Annotated in this window: 12 protein-coding genes; 6 read left to right on the top strand and 6 right to left on the bottom strand. The window is 67.8% G+C overall.

The genetic code is table 11. The annotated features are described in order from the left end of the window. Position 1 precedes the first annotated feature (1 nt). Complete coding sequence (locus AC5P66_RS12200) at positions 2–1276, bottom strand: pyridoxal phosphate-dependent aminotransferase (RefSeq protein WP_049438373.1); 1275 nt, start codon at positions 1274–1276, stop codon at positions 2–4. A gap of 113 nt (positions 1277–1389) precedes the next feature. Here AC5P66_RS12200 and rsgA point away from each other — a divergent pair, with 113 nt between their 5' ends. Further along, a complete protein-coding gene (rsgA, locus tag AC5P66_RS12195; protein ID WP_099495291.1) occupies positions 1390–2499 on the top strand; it encodes a ribosome small subunit-dependent GTPase A in 1110 nt (369 codons plus the stop codon). Positions 2500–2622: 123 nt separating this feature from the next. Then, positions 2623–3876 (top strand): flavohemoglobin expression-modulating QEGLA motif protein, encoded by a 1254-nt coding sequence (locus AC5P66_RS12190; RefSeq protein ID WP_049415295.1) that lies wholly within the window; start codon positions 2623–2625, stop codon positions 3874–3876. Between the two features lie 429 nt (positions 3877–4305). Here AC5P66_RS12190 and AC5P66_RS12185 read toward each other — a convergent pair whose 3' ends face one another. The 4 genes from AC5P66_RS12185 to AC5P66_RS12170 form a co-directional block, all read right to left on the bottom strand. Beyond that, a complete protein-coding gene (locus AC5P66_RS12185) occupies positions 4306–6603 on the bottom strand; it encodes a TonB-dependent receptor (RefSeq protein WP_495216385.1) in 2298 nt (765 codons plus the stop codon). A gap of 201 nt (positions 6604–6804) precedes the next feature. Continuing rightward, the gene (phbB, locus tag AC5P66_RS12180) at positions 6805–7545 is read right to left on the bottom strand and encodes an acetoacetyl-CoA reductase (RefSeq protein WP_005419193.1); all 741 of its coding nucleotides are present in this window, start codon (positions 7543–7545) and stop codon (positions 6805–6807) included. A 24-nt stretch (positions 7546–7569) separates the two neighbouring features. Continuing rightward, entirely contained in the window at positions 7570–8898 is a 1329-nt protein-coding gene (locus tag AC5P66_RS12175) for a CitMHS family transporter (protein WP_005419191.1), read from the bottom strand. A 75-nt stretch (positions 8899–8973) separates the two neighbouring features. Then, positions 8974–10113, bottom strand: coding sequence for an OprO/OprP family phosphate-selective porin (locus AC5P66_RS12170; RefSeq protein WP_049440196.1), 1140 nt, complete (start codon positions 10111–10113; stop codon positions 8974–8976). Positions 10114–10355: 242 nt separating this feature from the next. Here AC5P66_RS12170 and AC5P66_RS12165 point away from each other — a divergent pair, with 242 nt between their 5' ends. Genes AC5P66_RS12165 through AC5P66_RS12150 form a run of 4 tightly spaced genes read left to right on the top strand, consistent with a single transcriptional unit; the run spans position 10356 to position 14160 of the window. Continuing rightward, positions 10356–11045, top strand: coding sequence for a response regulator (locus AC5P66_RS12165; RefSeq protein WP_049415305.1), 690 nt, complete (start codon positions 10356–10358; stop codon positions 11043–11045). Next, on the top strand, positions 11038–12429 hold the full coding sequence (locus AC5P66_RS12160; protein ID WP_099495300.1) for a sensor histidine kinase: 1392 nt from the start codon (positions 11038–11040) through the stop codon (positions 12427–12429). Before AC5P66_RS12165 ends, AC5P66_RS12160 begins: the two co-directional genes overlap by 8 nt. Further along, entirely contained in the window at positions 12426–13481 is a 1056-nt protein-coding gene (locus AC5P66_RS12155) for an ABC transporter substrate-binding protein (protein WP_049415307.1), read from the top strand. Before AC5P66_RS12160 ends, AC5P66_RS12155 begins: the two co-directional genes overlap by 4 nt. Before the next feature lie 28 nt (positions 13482–13509). After that, positions 13510–14160 carry a response regulator gene (locus tag AC5P66_RS12150; RefSeq protein WP_049415316.1) on the top strand — a complete coding sequence of 217 codons (651 nt, stop codon included), beginning with the start codon at positions 13510–13512 and terminating at the stop codon, positions 14158–14160. Between the two features lie 557 nt (positions 14161–14717). Here the strand turns inward: AC5P66_RS12150 and AC5P66_RS12145 are convergent. After that, positions 14718–17360: a hybrid sensor histidine kinase/response regulator gene (locus AC5P66_RS12145; RefSeq protein ID WP_495216383.1), complete on the bottom strand. Its 2643-nt coding sequence runs from the start codon at positions 17358–17360 to the stop codon at positions 14718–14720. Positions 17361–17368 lie beyond the last annotated feature (8 nt).

The raw sequence follows: 17368 nt of genomic DNA, 5'->3' as shown, positions 1-17368 counted from the left end.
CTCAGGCCACCGAACGGCGCGGCTTCAGCGGCACGACCTTGGTCGCGTCCTCGGCACGCCGGGCCAGCACGCGGTCGATGCGGGCGAACACATCGCGCATCGCCGAGGCTTCCGGCAACAGGGTCACGCGGAAATGATGGCGGTAGGGCACGTTGAAGCTGGAACCCGGTACCACCAGCACGCCTTCGTTGTTCATCAGGTCCAGCGCGAAGTCGTGGTCGTCAAAGCCCTTGGCAGCGGCACCGACCACGGCCGGGAACGCATACAGCGCACCGGCCGGCGCGACCAGCGACAGGTGCTCGCTGGCTTCGCAGGCGTCGATCACCGCGCGGCGGGTTTCATACAGGCGGCCGCCCGGGGTGCACAGTTCGGAGATGGTGTCCGGGCCGTTCACTGCGGCCTCGATGGCGTACTGGCCCGGCACGTTGGCGCACAGGCGCAGCGCGCCCAGCAGGTCCAGCGCGGCGCGGAAGTCGCCCAGGCGCGCGTCGTCGCCGCTGAGGTGGGCCCAGCCCACGCGCCAGCCGCAGGCACGGTGCACCTTGCTCAGGCCGCTGAAGGTCAGGCACGGATGGTCGCCGGCCAGCGGCGCGACCGGCTGGAACACCGCATCGTCGTACAGGATCTGGTCGTAGATCTCATCGACCAGCAACAGCAGGTTGTGGCGTCGTGCGATCTCGACCACGCGCTCCAGCAGTTCGCGCGGGTAGCTGGCGCCGCTGGGATTGTTCGGGTTGATCAGCACGATGGCGCGGGTGCGTGACGACACCAGTGTCTCGATCTCGCTCGGGTCCGGCTGGAAGCCGTTTTCGGCGGCGCAGCGGTAGTACACCGGTCGGCCATCGTTGAGGATGGTGGAGGCCGACCACAGCGGGTAGTCCGGCGACGGCACCAGCACCTCATCGCCGGGATTGAGCAGTGCGCGCAGCGACAGGTCGATCAGCTCGCTGACACCGTTGCCGACGAACACGCGGTCCGGGTGTGCATCCGGTGCGCCGCGGCGGGCGTAGTAATCGGCGATGGCTTCACGCGCCACCGGCAGGCCCTGCTGGTGGGTGTACGGGTCGGTGCGGCCCATGTCGTCGGCGATCGCGCGCTGCAGGTGCTCGGGTGCGCGGAAACCGAAGTTGCCCGGGTTGCCGATGTTGAGCTTGATCAGCTTGCGGCCCTGCGCCTCCAGCTCCCGCGCTCGCCGGGCCAGTTCTCCGCGGATCTCGTAGCGCACTTCGGAAAGGCGCTCGCGGATGGCCAGGGGCTTGGGCGAGATGGTGGACATGAGGCTGGGCCGTCAAGAGGCATGGGGATTCCATCCTACCGGAATTGCTGCAATGCATGGCAACGGCTCCGGGCTTGCCATTGCTGGGCTGGCCGGGGGCCGTCACAGGTAGAATGGCGGCGATGACCCAGACCCCCGATTTCATCGCCCTGCAGACCATCGGCTGGCCCTGGCCGGGCCCGGCGCAGCAGGCCGACTGGCAGGCCGTGATGGCCGCGCACCCGCAGGCCCGCCCGGCGCGGGTGATCGAACAGCACCGCACCCACTACGTGGTGGCTGATGGCCCGGATGCGGCGATCAAGGCCGAGTCACTGCCGGAATGGCAGCGCCCGCGCTTCCCCAGCCACGAGCGGCCTGCAGTGGGCGACTGGGTGCTGCTGGACGGCATCCGCATTGTCGCGCTGCTGCCACGCCGCACCGCGATCAAGCGTGGCGCCGCCGGCGAGCACTACCACCAGCAGGTGATCGCGGCCAACATCGACACGGTGTTCATCGTCTGTGGCCTGGATGCCGACTTCAATCCGCGCCGCATCGAGCGCTACCTGCTGCTGGTCGGCGGTGGTGGTGCAGAACCGGTGGTGGTGCTGACCAAGGCCGACCAGACCGAGTACAGCGAGGATGCGCTGGCGGTGCTGGAAGAGCTGGAGATGCAGGGCATCGCGCTGCATGCAATCAACGGCCTGGATGCCGACAGCGTGGCGGTGCTGCAACCGTGGCTGGGCCCGGGCCGCACGGTGGTGCTGGTGGGCTCCTCCGGTGCCGGCAAATCCACGCTGACCAACACCCTGCTCGGCGAGCAGCGGATGAAGACCAACGCGGTGCGCGCGAACGATTCGCGCGGCCGCCACACCACCACCCATCGCGCGCTGATGCCGCTGCCGATGGGCGCCTGCCTGATCGACACCCCCGGCATGCGCGAGCTGAAGCCGACCGGCGAAGAAACGCTGTCCGAAGGTGGCTTCGCCGACATCGAAGCGCTGGCCACGCAGTGCCGTTTCAACGACTGCAAGCATCAGCAGGAACCGGGCTGCGCTGTTCGTGCAGCGATCGACGCTGGCGAGATCGAAGAGAGCCGGCTGCTGAACTACTTCAAGCTGAAGGAAGAAGTGGCTGCCGCTGCCGCCAAACTGGCGGTACGCCAGGCCGAGACCGCGCAGGAACGTGGCGGCAGGAAGGGCAAAGGCCAGCAATTCCGCCCGGCCGCCAAGCCGCGTCGGCGCTGACAGTGCAGCCGAGCGTGGGCTCGGCTCTACAACGGTTGTATCCCGGCACACCTTGTAGCGCCCGAGCCAATGCTCGGGCGGCGGCGCACTGCGCCGGATACGGCAGGGCGCTATAGTCCGCGCATGGAACCGACCGCGACGCTGGACCGTGAGGTGGCCCACCATGCAGCGCTCGATGCGCGCCTGGTCGAGGCCGTGGGAGGCATCCGCCTGCTGGGGCTGACCAGCTGGCCGGCCACGCTGCAGGCACCGTTCCTGGACAGCGTGGCACGTGGCCAGCCGGTGCTGCCGAAGGTGGATTACCCTCGGCTCGACTTCAGCGAAGAGCGCCGCGCCCTGGCCGCGATCGCTGCCGACTGCGATGACAGCCATCCGCTGGGCCACTACGTGCGGCAGTCGGCACAGAGCTGGGACCTGGCCGCGCAGCTGCTTGAGGGGCTGGGCACCGCCGCCGTCGATACCTGTTCGGTGCAGCTGTTCGGCGCGCCCGAGCAGCCACTGCCGGGCAATGGCCCGAGCACGCGCGACGCGGCGCGCCACTTCATCCAGATTGCCGCCGAACTGGACCACGAACTGCTGGCACCGGAAGAGCAGGTGCCGGTCTCGGCCATTGCCCTGCAACTGCAGTTGCAGAACGACCTGGATGCTTTCTTCGAATCGCGCATCATCCAGGTACAGCTGGACCCGGAGCTGGTGTCCAAGGCGGCTGCCGGCCCGACCCGCATCCGTCTGCGTACCAGTGCGCGCTTCAGCGCCTATGACCGCGCGCAGCTGTTCCACCATGAAGCGCTGGTGCACTCGCTGACCGCATTGAACGGCCGCGAACAACCGGTGTTGCCCAGCCTGGCGTTGTCCTCGCCACGGGTGACGGCAACCCAGGAAGGGCTGGCGACGTTTGCCGAGCAGATCACCGGCAGCATCGACATCGAGCGCCTCAAGCGCATCAGCCTGCGTACCGAAGCGATCGCGATGGCACGCGAAGGCGCCGACTTCATCGAAGTGTTCCGCTATTTCTGCGATGCCGGGCAGAACCCGGAAGAGAGCTTCGCCTCGGCGCAGCGCGTGTTCCGCGGCGTGCCACCGAGCGGCGGCCTGGCCTTCACCAAGGACACGGTGTACCTGCGCGGCCTGGTGTCGGTGCATACGTTCTTCCGGCACATGCTGGCCGAGGACCGCCTGCAGGTCTGCCGCTGGTTGTTTGCCGGCAAGATGAGCCTGACCGATGCGATTGCGTTCGCGCCACTGTTCGAAGCGGGTGTGCTGAAGCCGCCGCGCTGGCTGCCGCATTGGGTGAGCCGGGCGAACGGCCTGGCCGGCATGCTGGCGTTCTCGCTGTTTGCCAACCGGATACGGATGGACCAGCTGGCGCCGGAATGAAAGGCGTTGGCGGATCCTCCAGCGCCTGCCTGCTATCGGTGGGGAGGAGGCGGGGCACCCTGGCCAGGACACGCAAAAGCCCATCCATGGTGCTCGATGGCGCCATTCATGGCGCCAACGGTCCTGGCCAGGGTGCCCCGCCTCCTCCAGACAGATTCCTGCGGGCGCGGTAGCAGGTCCACCAGAGGGATTGCGCTTGAAAAGCAAAGAGCCGGGCATTGCCCGGCTCTTTGATTTTGCTCTTGCTTTCCATTGCTCCGCGCCGGCGCGGGGAAGTGTCCAGCGGGGGTAGGCAGGCCCATGCAGGACCGTGAGGCGCATGGATGCGCCGATCGAGCCCCCATGGATGGGTTTACGGCGTGTCCTGCATGGGCCTGCCTACCCGCGCCATGCAGGAACAATCAACGCGCCGCAGCGCCCGCTTCTGACTTAGAACTCCGCCGCCACCGTCATGAACAGCTGCCGCGGCGCGCTCGCATGGATCGCATAGCGCGTGCCCTTCGGATCGGTCGGTGCGAACGAACTCAGCTGGCCGGCGTAGCGCTTGTTGGTCAGGTTGGTCGCGTTCAACGACACCCGCACGTTGCGCAGGCCCAGGCCGGGGCCGAAGTCGTAGCCTGCACCAGCGTCGAAGGTGGTCACGCCCGGCACCGACTGGTCGTTGGTGTAGGTGTAGTAGCGCTTGCCGGTGTACTTGGCACGCAGGCTGGCGAAGAAGCCATCGCGGTTCCAGCTGATTTCGCTGGAGGCCATGCGCTGCGGCGTATCCACCGTGATCTTGCCCGCCACCGGCACGATCGCGCCGCCCGAGGTGTAGTCATCCTCGTAGGTGGTCTTGTTCCAGGACAGCGCGTTGTACCACTGCAGGCCGTCGATCGGCTTGAGGATGAAGGTCAGCTCCGCACCATGGCTCTTCACCGAACCGACGTTGATGAAGCGCGTCACGCACTCCGGACGCGTGCCGACCTCGATGCTCGAGCACGGGTTCAGCGACAGCAGGCGGTTGTCGAATTTCACGTTGTAGGCCGCGATCGACGCCTGGTACTTCTCGCCGAAGGTACGGAAGCCGGCTTCCAGGCTCTTGGACTTCTCCGGCTCCAGCCCGGCGCTGGCCGCGAACGATTCCGGCGACACCTGCAACGGGCCACCGCTGCCGCCACCGACGAAGGCGGCGATGTTCTCGGCGTACGAGGCGAACAGCTCATTGTTGGCGTTGAGCTTGAAGCCCAGGCCCACCTGCGGCAGCACCGACTTCTTGGCGGTCAGCGTGCCCGAGGCGATGCTGGTTTCCACGCCCGGCTGGGCGGTGGCGCGCATGCGGGTGTTCGGGCTCTTGATGCCCACGTCGACGGTCAGGCGCTGGTCGAGGAAGCGCATGCGGTCCTGCACGTAGAACTGGCGCGTGCGGATGTCGAAGTCCTGGTTGAACAGCAGGCGGTCCGGGTTCTTCAGGTACAGGTCGTCCAGGAACGGGCCGCTGATGTAGTAGAAGTTGCGCGACACGTTATGGTCGTTCTGCTCGTACCACAGGCCGGCCTCCAGTTCGTGGATACCCACCGTCCACGACAGCGCGGCGGTCAGACCATCGCGGTTGATCGTGTAGTTGGTGCTGCGGATCGAGATCGGCAGCATCCTGTCGGTACCCGGGTAGGACGGCTGGCCCGGTGCCCACCAGTGGCCCTGGCCACGGTTGTCGTGGTGGTAGGCCAGCAGCTTCAGGCGGCCCCGCTCGCCCAGGCGCAGGTCGGCATCGACCGAATAGAGGTTGTCGTCGCGCAGCGCGCGGCTCTGGTAGTAGGCATCGTCGATGCTGTTGACGCCGCCGCTGAACTTGCAGCGTGCCTTGTTGTAGGTGCCCGGTGCGCAGTACGCGGCAGCGACAGCGCGATCCCAGTCCGGCGCATAGATGTTCCAGTCGTAGCCCAGGCCACGTGCCAGCATGTCCTTGGACAGGTAGGCGTAGTTGGCCTGGCTGGCGCGCGAGGTCGCCACGAACGCACCGAAGCGGTGGTCGCCGACGTTCCACACGGCCTTGGCGTTGAACTGGCGGGTGGTCTGGTTCTGGTACGGCGCGGCCCACATGTCCTGGTCCTGGTGCACGCCGGACACGTAGGCCGAGAAACCATTGATGTCGCCGGTATCCACGCGCAGGTAGCCGCGGCGCTGGTTGTTGTCACCCACGGTGACGCTGGCGCGGCCGCCGAATTCGGTGGACGGATCCATCGAGAAGTACTGGAGGGTGCCGCCCAGGTTGCTGGTCGAAGCCACGCCCAGCGAACCGATGCCCTGCGACAGCTCAGCGCCGGCCAGGTTCTCGGCGATGATCGCGCGGGCAATGCTCAGGCCGTTGTAGTTGCCGTAGCTGTTGTCGCCCAGCGGGATGCCGTCCAACGTATAGCCGAGGCGGCTCTTGTCGAAGCCGCGCAGGCTGATGGTCTGCGATTCTTCGTTGGCACCGAAGGCGTCGTTGGACTGCACCGACACGCCCGGCAGGCGGTCGAGGATCTTCTGGCCGCTGGTGCCCGGCGGCAGCACCTGCTTGTCGACGGTGGTGATGCGCTGCACCTGGCGGGTCTCGCCCTGGCCGATCACGGAGACGGTATCCAGCGTCTGCGCGCTCAGCGCGGCATCGGTGCTGGCGCCAGTATCGGCGGCCGTGGCGGCATGGGCGCTGGAGGCGGCGGAGAGCGCGATCGCCACGGCGATCGTCAGGTGTCGGGTCTGCATGGTGGTCCGTTGCATGGGGAGTGATCACCGGCACGCGTGCGCGGTGCAGGTTCACTATGCGAACGGAACATGAAACCTTCTTTACGAAAAACCAACGAACGATGCAGGCCCCCGTGCGCGTCCTGCAACCAGGTAAAAAAGGGGCCGGATCCTCCTCGCGAGCGAAGGTTCACCGGCCCCGCGCACTCCGTGGGGGAGGGCTCAACCCATGTACAGGCCACCGTTGACCGGATAGTCGGCACCGGTCACGTACGAGGCTTCATCCGAGGCCAGCCACGCGCACAGGCCGGCCACTTCCTCGGGGCGACCCAGGCGGCGCACCGGCACCGAAGCCGCCAGTCGATCCAGTACATCCGGCGGGAAACTGCTGATCGCCTGGCTGGCGATGTAGCCCGGCGACAGCGTGTTGACGGTGACGCCGCGCGAAGCCACTTCAGCGGCCAGCGCACGGCTGAAACCGTGCATCGCGGCCTTGGCGGTGGCGTAGTTCACCTGGCCGATCTGGCCCTTGTGGGCGCTGACCGAGCCGATATTGATGATGCGGCCCCAGCCCCGCGTGGCCATGCCGTCGACCACCTGCTTGGTCAGGTTGAACAGCGCATTGAGATTGGAGGCGATCACCGCGTTCCAGTCTTCCACCGTCATCTGCCGGAACAGCAGGTCGCGGCTGCCACCGGAGTTGTTGACCAGCACGTCCACCTCGCCGACTTCTGCACGGACCTTGGCGAACGCGGCGCTGGTCGAGGCCCAGTCGGTGGCGTTGCCTTCGGAGGCGATGAAGTCGAAGCCCTGTTCGCGCTGCTCGCGCAGCCAGTTGGCCTTGCGCGGCGAATTGGGCGCGCAGCCGGCGACCACGGTGTGGCCGCTGCGGGCCAGGCTCTGGCAGATGGCAGTACCGACACTGCCCATTCCACTGGTGACGTAAGCGATTCGAAGCGTCATTGCAGAAGGCTCCTAGGCAAAGGGTCAGGCGGCGAGGGGGTACAGGCCGAACAGCAGGCTGCCGATCATCAGCAGCATCGAGATGGCGATGGCCCACTTCAGGGTGAACTTCTGGTGGTCGGCGAATTCGACCTTGGCCAGGCCCACCAGCAGGTAGGTCGACGGCACCAGCGGGCTGAGCAGGTGCACCGGCTGGCCGGCCAGCGAGGCGCGCGCCATTTCAACCGGGGTGATGCCGTAGTTGCCGGCGGCCTCGGACAGGATCGGCAGCACGCCGAAGTAGAACGCGTCGTTGGACATGAAGAAGGTGAACGGCATCGACGCCACCGCGGTGATCACCGCCAGGTACGGGCCCCACGACTCCGGAATCACCGCCAGGAAGCTGTGCGACATCGCTTCGACCATGCCGGTGTTGTTGAGGATGCCGGTGAAGATGCCCGCGGCGAAGATCAGCGACACCACCGACAGCACGTTGCCGGCATGGTTGACCACGCGGCGGCGCTGCTCGGCCAGGTTCGGGTAGTTGATCACCAGGGCGATGGCGAAGCCGACCATGAACAGCACCGGCATCGGCAGCACGCCGATGATCAGCGCGGTCATCAGCGCCACGGTCAGGGCCAGGTTGACCCACAGCAGCTTCGGACGCTTGATGTCCTCGGCGTCTTCCACGGTCGGCAGCGGGTTGCTGTCGTCGGACACGCTGTTGTCCATCCAGCTGCCGCCCTTGGGCAGGGTCACCACGCCGAGGCGACGGCGTTCCTTCAGGCCCAGGTACCAGGCCAGCAGCAGCACGCCGGCACAGGCGATCACCATCGACGGGATCAGCGGCACGAACACATCGGCCGGGTCCACGTGCAGCGCGGTGGCCGCGCGTGCGGTCGGGCCGCCCCACGGGGTCAGGTTCATCACGCCGCCGGCCAAGATGGTCACGCAGGTCATGTTCAGCGCGTTCATGCCGAGGCGCTGGTACAGCGGCAGCATCGCCGAGACGGTGATCATGTAGGTGGTCGAGCCGTCGCCATCGAGCGAGATCAGCATCGCCAGCACCGCAGTGCCAAGCACGATCTTCATCGGGTCGCCCTTGACGAAGCGCAGGATCACCCGTACCAGCGGATCGAACAGGCCGGCGTCGATCATCACCCCGAAGTAGAGGATGGCGAACATCAGCATCACGCCGGTCGGCGCGATCTTCTTGATGCCCTCCAGCATCATCTCGTCGATGCCGGCGCCGAAGCCGCCGATCAGCGCGAACAGGATGGGGATGGTGATCAGGGCCACCAGCGGCGACAACCGCTTGCTCATGATCAAGTACATGAACGTAATGACCATGCCAAAGCCGAGGATGCTCAGCATCATCTGCGGACTCCTTGCGAAAACAGGATGTGGGGGAGTGGAAGGGGGTCGGGCGGTTTGCCCGGGACAGCTGGCTTAGAAGTCGTACTGCAGGCGGCCGGTGACCGCGCGCGTGCGGTCCACCGTGACCCCGGCCAGGCGGTCGCGATTGCGGCTTTCGATCACGTTGAGCATGAAGCGCAGGTTGTCGCGCAGGTACCAGTTGCCACCCAGCGTCCACGCTTCAGTGCTGCCACGGCGCAGGTCCGGCGCGCCATCGAGGTGCTGCGCGCCCCACATCTGGTCGTAGCGCAGCGCCACTTCGAAGGCCCCAGCCTTGTGGCGGATGTCCTTGACCCGTGCGAAGCGGCCGGTCTTGCGGTCGTAGGCACGGCTTTCGCCGGTGACGAACCAGCTGAGCATGCCGTAGGCCGCCATCACGTCGCCGCGTTGGGCGCCATCATCGAAGGTGGCGCCACTGAACTCGCCCTGCCATGACAGCGGGCCGCGCACCTGCGCGTATTCCAGCGACCACTTGTTGACGTCGGTATCGCGGCCGGCGGAGAAGTCGACCAGGGTCAGGCGGCTGTTGTCGGACAGATGGCCGGCCGGGCGCGGGCGGATGCGCAGGCCGGGCACGCCGTTGGCACCCGGGTTGTCGTAGGCCTCGCGGGCCAGCGACAGGCCCAGGTGCAGCACGTCACCGTCGCTGGGCGAGGGCGCCCAGGTGACGCGCCCCCCCGCTGCGCGGCCCTTCACCTGCCAGGCGTCGATGCTCTCCAGGCTGTAGATGCTGGCCGCCCAGGTAAAGTCACCCGGATTGGCCTGCCAGGACGCACCCAGGCGATACAGCGGCGCCAGCGTGGTGCCGGCGTTGCCGCGCTCCAGGAAGCTGCCGTAGTTGGAGCTGGTACGGTCATCCAGCGAGAAGTACTGCTTGAACTGGCCCACGGTCAGCTTGCCGGCCTTGCCGAAGCTGCGTGCCAGGTACACGTCCTTGGCCTCGACGCGGTCGCCGGAGAAGTCGGCTTCCAGCTTGTAGTCGACCACGAAGAACTTGCCCGACACATCAAGCCACGCGCGGCGGATCTCGGTGTCGTCCTTGTTCGGGGTACCGCGGTTGTCGTTGTCGAAGGTGGCGAAATCCAGGTGCAGGCGACCACCGAGGGTGGCGGTGACCGGACGGTCGTCTTCGGCGGCGTAGGCCGGCGCCGACAGGGCAGCCAGCGCCATCATGGCGGCAGGACGCCGCCAGGCAAACGTGAATTCCACAAACCCTCCCAGGTGCGCGCCAGGCGCGCGGCAATCGTGGGCACCGGACGGTGCGCGGCCGCAGTCTGGGTTGCCGTAGCTGTCATCGTCCTGTCAGCGGTTTGTGCGGTGCAGCGAAAAGCGTGCCGGCGATCTCGCCGCGCCGTGCCCGGCGAGCTCGGCGGCGGCATGCGGTAGCATTCGGTTCCCCTCCCACCCGTGTGCCCATGCGCCTGCTGCTGGTCGAAGACAACCCGGATCTGGCCGATGCGATCATCCGCCGGATGCGCCGTAGCGGGCACGCCGTGGACTGGCAGGCTGATGGCCTGGCCGCCGCCAGCGTGCTGCGCTACCAGAGCTTCGACCTGGTGGTGCTGGACATCGGCCTGCCCAAGCTCGATGGCCTGCGCGTGCTGGCCGGCATGCGCGAGCGCGGCGACAGCACGCCGGTGCTGATGCTGACCGCGCGTGATGGCATTGAAGATCGCGTGCAGGCGCTGGACGTCGGCGCCGACGACTACCTCGGCAAGCCGTTCGATTTCCGCGAGTTCGAAGCGCGCTGCCGCGTGCTGCTGCGGCGTGCACGCGGGCAGGCCAGCGAAGTAGTGCAGATCGGCGGCTTCCAGTTCGACAACGCTGCGCACCGGGTCAGCCTCGACGGCGAACCGATCGAACTGCCCAACCGTGAGTACCGCCTGCTGGAGATCCTGGTCGGGCGCCTCGGCCACGTCGTCGGCAAGGATGAGATCGGCAACGGCCTGTTCGGTTTCGATGACGAAGCGGGCCCGAATGCCATTGAGTTGTATGTTGGCCGCCTGAGAAAGAAGCTGGCGGGCGCGCCGCTGCGCATCACTACGGTGCGCGGCGTTGGCTATCTGCTGGAAGCCAGCGATACCGATGCCGACGCCGATGGCTGACGTGCGCGCTGCGACTGCGGCGCCGGGTTCGCTGCGGCGCACGCTGCTGCTCTATCTCGGCGTGCTGCTGGCAGTGTTCGCGGTGGCCCTGCTGTTCGCCGCACGCGATTACGGCCAGCGTGCCGCCAACCGTTCCTACGATCACCTGCTGGTGTCCTCGGCGCTGTCCATCGCCGATTCGGTGGCGCTGGTCGATGGACAGTGGCAGGTGGATCTGCCGTATGCGGCGCTGGACCTGCTGGCGATGGCGCCCGAGGACCGCGTGTTCTATCGCGTGGCCGACAGCCGCGGCACCCTGATCACCGGCTACGGTGACCTGCCGGCACCGCCGCGCCGGCCCGGTACCCAGCCGCAGCTGTTCGATGCCACCTACAGCGGCGAGACCGTGCGCTTCGTGGTGGTCAGCCGCAGCTTCGCCGCCGCCTCGGCGCAGGGCGAGGTGCAGGTCCAGGTCGGTCAGACCCGGCGTGCGCGTGAAGCGGTCGCGCAGGACATGGTCAACCGCGCGTTGCTGGCGATCGGCGTGCTGTCCGGGCTGCTGCTGGCGCTGGTGGCGTTCGGCGTGCATCGCGCATTCCGGCCGCTGGTGCGGGTGGAGCGCGAGCTGTCGCGACGGGAACCGTCCGACCTGAAGCCGCTGGATGCCCGCGTGCCGCGCGAGATGGACCAGATGGTGGCTGCGCTGAACCGCTTCATGGAACGCCTGTCCAGCAGCAACGAGACACTACGCGCGTTCATGGCCGAGGCCGCACACCAGATGCGCACGCCGCTGGCCGCGCTGCGCGCGCAGGCGCAGCTGGCGCTGGATGACGATGATCCAGAGGACATGCGGCGCAGCCTGCAGGCGATCGAGCGCAACGCCACGCACATGAGCCGGCTGCTCAACCAGCTGCTCAGCGATGCCAGCGTGATCCATCGTTCGCACCTGCAGCGCTTTGCGGCGGTGGACCTGGCCGAGACGGTGCACCAGGCGTTGCATGAAGCACTGCCGCAGGCTGGCCCGGCACCGCGCGTGCAGTTGGCGATGACCGCCGAGCCGGTGCAGGTGCATGGCGACGCGCTGCTGCTGCGCGAGGCGATCAAGAACCTGGTGGACAACGCAATGAAGTATGGCGGTGATGGCCCGTTGCAGATCGCGTTGACCGTGGAGGGCGGGCAGGCCGTGCTGACCATCGCCGACCATGGCGCTGGCATCGCTGCGGCCGATGCCGAGCGCGTGTTCGAGCGCTTCGCGCGTGGCGAGGGCGCGCCATCTGGCGGTGCCGGGCTGGGCCTGGCCATCGTCAAGCGCGTGGTCGACAGCCATGGCGGCCGCATCGACCTCAGCAACCGCCCGCAGGGCGGGCTTATCGCCACCATCCGCTTGCCACGGAGCAGTCCATGATCCGCCTGTTTGCCACGGCCGTTGCCCTGCTGCTGGCCCTGCCGGTGCTGGCCGCGCCGGGCGACGTGCGCCGCTTCCCTGCGAAGGGGGCGGCCACGGCGCAGCTGCGCATCCACGGCACTACCGACATCGAAGTGTTCGCGGTGGTGATCGCCGACTACCAGCGCCTGCACCCCGGCACCGAAGTGGTGTACGAGGACATCATCACCCAGGACCTGTACGCGCGGTACCTGCACGACCGCGGCGGGCCGGCATCACCGGACCTGCTGATCTCCAGCGGCATGGACCTGCAGACCAAGCTGGTCAACGATGGCCACGCACTGCCGCACCGCTCGGCGCAGACTGCCGCGCTGCCGGCGTGGGCGCAATGGCGCAACGAAGCATTCGGCATCAGCTACGAGCCGGTGGTGATGGTCTACAACACCCGCGCACTACCGGTGGCGAAGGTGCCGCACACGCGGCGCCAGCTGCTCGACCGGCTGCGTGCGGAAGGTGCACCGCTGCGCGGCAGGGTCGGCACCTATGACATCGAGCGCAGCAGTGTCGGCTACCTGCTGGCGACCCAGGACGCGCAGCGCGGCAGCATCGCCGGTGCGCTGCTGGGCGCGCTCGGCGACAACGACGTGGTGCGCGAGGAGCGTACTGGCGTGCTGCTGGACCAGGTGGCCAGTGGCCAACTGTCGCTGGTCTACAACGTGCTCGGCTCCTACGCGCAGGCACGTGTCGATGCCGGCGCGCCACTGGCCATCATCGAGCCTGAGGACTACACGCTGGTGGTGCTGCGCACCGCGGTGATCCCGCGCACCGGCCTGCACCCCGAAGAAGCGCGGCGCTTCCTCGACTACCTGCTGTCGCCACGCGGCCAGCAGGTGCTGTCGCGCGAGGCGCGGCTGATGCCGATCGTGACCGGCAACGCACGGGGCGACGATGCACCCGGCCGCAGCCGCCGCCCGATCCAGCTCGGCCCGGGCCTGCTGGTGTACCTGGACGCGCTCAAGCGTCGCCAGTTCCTCGATGCCTGGCGCAGCAGCGTCGAGCCGGCCGGGCGCTGAGGCGGCGACCTGCCCGTACAATGGCGGCATGAGCGAATACACCATCCTGATCGCCGATGACCACCCGCTGCTGCGTTCGGCGGTGGTGCAGTCCTTGCGGCAGAGCCTGCCGCTGGCGCAGGTGCGCGAGGTGGCCAGTGCCGAGGCATTGGCTGAGGCGCTCGACGCACAGCCGGACGTGGACCTGGTGCTGCTCGACCTGACCATGCCAGGCGCCCACGGTTTTTCCGCGCTGCTGCACGTGCGCGGTTCGCATCCGGACATCCCGGTGGTGATCCTCTCGTCCAACGACCATCCGCGGGTGATCCGCCGCGCCCAGCAGTTCGGCGCGGCCGGTTTCATCCCGAAGTCGGCCCCGGCCGAGACCATCGGCGAGGCCGTGCAGGCAGTGCTCGACGGCGGCCTGTGGTTCCCGGCGATGGCCGCCGAGCGCTCGGAGGCCGATGCGCTGCTGGCCAGCCGCCTGGCCCAGCTGACCCCGCAGCAGTTCCGCGTGCTGCTGTGCCTGGCCGATGGCCTGCTCAACAAGCAGATCGCCTACACGCTGGGGCTGGCGGAGAACACGGTGAAGGTGCATGTCACCGCCATCCTGAAAAAACTCGAGTGCCATAGCCGCACCCAGGCCGCGGTGCTGGTGAAGGCGCTGGAGCCTGAAGGCGACGCCGGCATCGGGTTGTAGTTTCCAGCCAACGGCGCAGCCCCTCGTGGGTGGTGTCTGGTTGGTCGTGGAAAGCCGGATTGCTGAGGGCTGGCCGGGTGGGTGGGTAGTGCGGGGACGCCGTAAACCCGTCCTTGGGGGCTTGGCCGCGGCATCCATGCCGCGGACACCCCGCACTACCCACCCACCCGGCCGCTGACAGATTCCGGGTGTTCCTCACCCACGGAAGAGAAAAGAAGATCAAAAGCAAAGGCAGCCTGGCAGGCGGCCTGTTGTAGAGCCGAGCCCACGCTCGGCTGCTTTGCGGCCGGTCCGCGAGGCCGAGCACGGACTCGGCTCTACACGAGCAAGCGCAGCGCGCGACCCGCTTTTGATCTTTTTTCTTCTCCGGGGTGGACGTGCACGGAACGTGTCCGTGGCCGGGTAGATGGGCTGCGCAGGGGCGTGAGCCGCATGGTTGCGGCGACCGAGCTTACAGGGACGTACTTGCAGCGTCCCCTGTGCAGCCCATCTACCCGGCCCCACCGCTGAACTGCTTTGCGTAGCCACCCACGAGGGGCTGCGCCGTTGGCTGGAAACTACCCGCGATGCCGGATCAGCAACTGACTCATCAGCGCCCGCAGCGCCGGCGGCTTCACCGGCTTGGCCATCATTCCCCAGCCGCGCTCGGCGGCCATCTCACGCAATCCCGCATCGCGCTCGGCAGTGACCAGTACCACCGGCGGGCGGGTCTGCCACCGTTCGGCCAAGGTCTCGTACAGCACCGGCCCGTGGTGATCGCCCATGCGCACGTCCAGCAGCACCAGCTCCGGTACCGCGCCTGTTGCCGCCATCAGCAGCGCCGCTGGTGGGCCGTCGGCCAGCGCCACCTCGCAGCCCCAGCGCTCCAGCAGCGCGCGGCTGGCCGCGCACACGTGCGGATCGTCGTCGATCACCCACACCCGGCGACCGCGAAGCGGGTTGTCCGCCGCCGGTTCCTGCACCAGCACCGGCACAGGAGCAGTAGCGGGAATCGCGCTGGCTTCGCCGAACGGCACGCCCACCGCGAACACGCTGCCCTGGCCCAGCTGCGAGCGCAGCCGGATCGGATGCCCAAGCAGGCGGCCTATGCGATCGACGATGGCCAGGCCAAGGCCGGCGCCGCGCTGCTGGCCGTCGTGCAGGCGGCGGAACTCCTCGAAGATCTCGCCCTGCAACGCGTCGGGAATGCCGGGGCCCTGGTCGTGCACCTCGATCCACAGCATGCCTTCACGGCGACGGCAGCCGAGCAGCACGCGGCCGCGTTCGCTGTAGCGCAGCGCGTTGGACAGGAAGTTCTGCAGGATCCGGCGCAGCAGGGCTTCATCGCTGACCACCACCGCATTGGTATCGACCCAATCGACCACCAGGCCACGCGACTGTGCGGCGATGCCGAATTCGCGCGCCAGCGTCTGCAGCAAAGGCCCGAGCCGGAACGCCTGCACTCGGGTCGGCAGGCTGCCGGATTCCAGGCGCGCGATATCCAGCAGACTATTGAGGATCGCATCCTGCGCGGCCAGTGCAGCATCGATGTGGTCCGCAGTCTGCTGCTGCGCCGGGTCGCCCAGCTTGCCGCGCAGCACCGAGACGAACATGCGCGCCGCGTTGAGCGGCTGCAGCAGGTCGTGCACGGCCGAGGCGACGAATCGCGTCTTGTAGCGGTTGGCCTGCTCGGCTTCGCGGCGTGCTTCGTCCAGGTCGCGGGTGCGCTCGGCGATGCGGTGTTCCAGCGCATCGGCCAGCGAGCGCAGTTCGCGCGCCGCGTTCTTGTAGCTGGTGATGTCGGCATAGCTGGTGACGAAGCCGCCGTCGGGCAGCGGGTTGCCGCGGATCTCCAGCACCGTGCCGTCGTCCTTCTCGCTCTCGCGCATATGCGGGCGGCCACTGCGCAGGTGGTTCAGGCGGCGCTCGATGGCCTCGTCCACCGGGCCGGGACCGAGCAGGCCACGGCGCGCGTTGAAGCGGAACAGTTCCTCGATCGGCCGGCCAACGCGCACCAGGTCCACGGGGAAGCGGAACAGCTCCAGGTAGCGCGAATTCCACGCGACCAGGCGCAGTTCCCGGTCGATCACCACCACACCCTGTGGCAGGTGTTCGAGGCTGCGGCTGAGGCCGCTGTCGGCATCGGTGGCGGCCTGCAGCAGGCCATCCTGTGCGGTGCGCAGTTCCTGTGCGTGCTGCTTGAGCAGGGTTTCCAGTTCGCGGCGGCTGCGCAGGCGATGCTTGGCCAGGCGCCTGCGCTGCTGCACGAACAGCACCAGGAAGCCCAGGGCCAGCCACGCGGCACCGCCGGTCAGTGCCGCCGCGCGACCGGCAGCAGTAGCGGCGCTGGCGTCGTGCAGCAGGTGCAGGTTCCAGCCCTCGGCGGGCAGCGGCAGGCTTTGCCACAGCATCGGCTGCGGCAGCGCAGGATCCAGCAGCCGCACCATGCGGCCGCCATCGGACAGCACGTCTTCGGTACGTGCACGCAAGGGCTGCAGGGCACGGTCGGCGTACTGACGAGCATCGAGCATTTCGCGGCGCTCACCGGCACGCAGCGGACGCAGCAGCCGGTAGCGCCAGCTGTCCCGGTTGGCCAGGAACACGACGTCATGGTCGTCGCTGGCCAGCACCACGTCCGGGCTGCTCAACCACTCCTGTTCCAGCGCGGACAGCTCGACCTTGATCACCACCACGCCGAGCCGCTTGCCGTCATCCTCAATGGCCTGCGAAAGGTAATAGCCGGGCACGCCGGTGGTCATGCCGATGCCGTAGAAGCGGCCACGGCCCTGGGCGAGGGCTTGGCGGTAATAAGGACGGTAGCTGTAGTTCTCGCCGACGTTGCTGGTCGGCTGGTCCCAGTTGCTGGCTGCCACCGCCACACCATCGTGGCCGACCAGCGTCAGGGTCGAGGCCCGGGTGACTTCATTGGCACGTTGCAGCTTGAGGTTCAGTCGCTGCCGTTCGCCGGGCGAGGGCGGCACACGCAGTGCGTGCAGCAGATCCGGATCCAGCGCCATGACCTGCGGCAAGGTGCCGAAGCGGTCGATGCGCTGTTGCAGGCCCTGGCCATACAGCTGCAGCTGGCGTTGCACCTGGCTGCTTTCGTCGCCGAGCGCGCGCCGCCAGGCGTAATGGCCAGCGGCGACCGCGCACAGCACGGTGCCACCGACCATCACCAGGATCGTCAGCAACAGCATCCGGTGGCGGCTGAGCCAGTACATGGCGGCAG

This window comes from Stenotrophomonas sp. YJH_SMC_122, assembly GCF_059369535.1.
This window is presented reverse-complemented; position numbering and strand designations above follow the sequence as displayed.

Coding starts and splice junctions, on each gene's coding strand:
- AC5P66_RS12200 (WP_049438373.1), bottom strand. CDS start 1,276: ATGTCCACCATCTCGCCCAAGCCCCTGGCCATCCGCGAGCGCCTTTCC.
- rsgA (WP_099495291.1), top strand. CDS start 1,390: ATGGCGGCGATGACCCAGACCCCCGATTTCATCGCCCTGCAGACCATC.
- AC5P66_RS12190 (WP_049415295.1), top strand. CDS start 2,623: ATGGAACCGACCGCGACGCTGGACCGTGAGGTGGCCCACCATGCAGCG.
- AC5P66_RS12185 (WP_495216385.1), bottom strand. CDS start 6,603: ATGCAGACCCGACACCTGACGATCGCCGTGGCGATCGCGCTCTCCGCC.
- phbB (WP_005419193.1), bottom strand. CDS start 7,545: ATGACGCTTCGAATCGCTTACGTCACCAGTGGAATGGGCAGTGTCGGT.
- AC5P66_RS12175 (WP_005419191.1), bottom strand. CDS start 8,898: ATGCTGAGCATCCTCGGCTTTGGCATGGTCATTACGTTCATGTACTTG.
- AC5P66_RS12170 (WP_049440196.1), bottom strand. CDS start 10,113: ATGATGGCGCTGGCTGCCCTGTCGGCGCCGGCCTACGCCGCCGAAGAC.
- AC5P66_RS12165 (WP_049415305.1), top strand. CDS start 10,356: ATGCGCCTGCTGCTGGTCGAAGACAACCCGGATCTGGCCGATGCGATC.
- AC5P66_RS12160 (WP_099495300.1), top strand. CDS start 11,038: ATGGCTGACGTGCGCGCTGCGACTGCGGCGCCGGGTTCGCTGCGGCGC.
- AC5P66_RS12155 (WP_049415307.1), top strand. CDS start 12,426: ATGATCCGCCTGTTTGCCACGGCCGTTGCCCTGCTGCTGGCCCTGCCG.
- AC5P66_RS12150 (WP_049415316.1), top strand. CDS start 13,510: ATGAGCGAATACACCATCCTGATCGCCGATGACCACCCGCTGCTGCGT.
- AC5P66_RS12145 (WP_495216383.1), bottom strand. CDS start 17,360: ATGTACTGGCTCAGCCGCCACCGGATGCTGTTGCTGACGATCCTGGTG.